Source organism: Trebonia sp. (assembly GCF_049794275.1).
Classification (GTDB): Bacteria; Actinomycetota; Actinomycetes; order Streptosporangiales; family Streptosporangiaceae; genus Trebonia.
The window spans coordinates 1-1,904 of sequence record NZ_JBARCR010000885.1; the positions used below are offsets into that span (position 1 = coordinate 1).

Here is a 1,904-nt window from a genome sequence, read left to right on the forward strand (position 1 = left end):
GGCGAGCGCCCGGTGATCCCCGCGATCTCCCCGAACGGCACGCCGAACATGTCGTGCAGCACGAACGCCACCCGTTCCGCGGGCGCCAGCCTGTCGAGCACCACGAGCAGCGCGAGGCCGACCGAGTCGGCGAGCACCGCCTCCTGCTCGGGGCCGGGCGCGGGCCCGGCCTGTGCCGGGGCCGCGGCCGCGAGCGAACCGGGCTCGATGTCCGCCCAGGTCGGCTCCTCGGGCCGCGCCCTGCGCTTGCGCAGCATGTCGAGGCACACGCGCGCCACGATCGTGGTGAACCAGCCGTCCAGGTTCGCCACCGCGCCTGCGTCCGCCCTGGCGGCGTGGATCCACGCCTCCTGCAGAGCGTCCTCGGCGTCGTTCGCCGAGCCGAGCATCCGGTAGGCCATCGCCCGCAGCCTGGCGCGGTTTCCCTCGAACCGGCCGGCCAGCCAGTCGTCGTTCATCAGCTACGCCTCATCGCTCGTTTCTGGGTCCGTCCTCTTCCATGACGGACGGGAACCGGCCATCGTGACACGCTGAGCAGCCCGAGTTAGTGATGCCAAATCGCCGGTAGATATGACGGTATGCACCGTTTGCCGCTGCTGGCGGTGGCCAGCGCGCTCGTGATCCTCACGGGCTGCAAGGTAACAGTCTCTCCGTCCGCGGACCCGCCCGCGAGCTCCCACTCCGCACACAAGAACTCACATTCGAGCGCGAAGGCAACCAAGGACCCTAAGAGCAAGGCCCACCCGGCCGGGATCGGCACCGGGCCGCTTCGCCTGCTGATAGAGCCCGCCGACGGGCTCACCACGATCTACAAGCTCATCACCGGCGCCAGGTCGTCGGTCAACCTGACCATGTACGAGCTGCGCGACACCACCGCGGAGCGGGACCTGGCCGCGGACGCCTCGCGCGGCGTCGACGTGCGGGTGCTCCTCGACCGGCACCTGGAGAAGTCGCGGAACTCGGCGACCTACTCGTACCTGGCGGCGCATAAGGTGCACGTGGCCTGGGCACCCTCGGGCACTACGTACCACCAGAAGACGCTCACGGTCGACGGCAAGACGTCGGTCATCATGACGCTCAACATGGTGTCCGCCGACTATTCGGGCACCAGGGACTTCGCGGTGATCGACACCGGCCGTCCTGACATCGCCGCGATCACCGCGACGTTCAACGCCGACTTCGCCCACAAGGGCATCACCCCGCCGGATGGCGCGGACCTGGTCTGGTCGCCGACCAACTCGCAGGCATCGATCCTCGCCGTCATCAACGCGGCGCACCGTACGCTCGCCGTAGAGAACGAGGAGATGAACGACTCCAGGGTTACCGCGGCGCTCGAGGCCGCCGCGAAGCGCGGCGTGGACGTCACGGTGGTGATGACCGCCGACAGCGAGTGGAACAGCGCCTTCGCCGCCCTGCGACGCGCCGGCGTACACGTCCATACGTTCCCCGACAGCAGCAGCGCCCTGTACATCCACGCCAAGGCGGTCGTCGCCGACGCGGGGCGGTCCGGCCAGCAGGTGTTCGTCGGCTCGGAGAACTTCTCCGCCGCGAGCCTGGACGAGAACAGGGAACTCGGCATCCGGACGGCGAACGCGGCGGTGATCTCCGCGATCAGCGCCACGATAGCCAGCGACTACGCCCACGCCTAGGCGAGCCGCCCCCGGAAGGCGGTGGATGGTCCATCGACCGCCATAGAAGGGGGTCGATGGCCCATCGACCCCCTTGGATTGGGGTGGATAGGGGCGGCGACTACGTTCGAGGCGCTTCATTGTCGGGAAATGTTGACGGTATGAGGCGCATCGGGCTGACGGGCGTCGCCGCCGTTGCGGCGCTTGGCATGGCACTCGCGGGGTGCACGAGCGGCGGCCCGCTGGCGACCCTGCCGGCCGCGAACGGCGCGTCGG

2 protein-coding genes are annotated in these 1,904 nt (G+C 69.3%); one reads left to right on the forward strand and one right to left on the reverse strand.

All coding sequences use genetic code 11. The annotated features are described in order from the left end of the window. On the reverse strand, positions 1-458 hold a 458-nt coding region (locus WA805_RS22805; RefSeq protein WP_425243364.1), incomplete at its 3' end, for a sigma-70 family RNA polymerase sigma factor. A 120-nt stretch (positions 459-578) separates the two neighbouring features. On the opposite strand from WA805_RS22805, the gene WA805_RS22810 reads away from it, so the two are divergent. Then, positions 579-1,649 (forward strand): phospholipase D-like domain-containing protein, encoded by a 1,071-nt coding sequence (locus tag WA805_RS22810; protein ID WP_425243365.1) that lies wholly within the window; start codon positions 579-581, stop codon positions 1,647-1,649. Positions 1,650-1,904 lie beyond the last annotated feature (255 nt).

Excerpts from the sequence above, each read along its gene's own strand:
- WA805_RS22810 (WP_425243365.1), top strand. The coding sequence starts at position 579 with ATGCACCGTTTGCCGCTGCTGGCGGTGGCCAGCGCGCTCGTGATCCTC.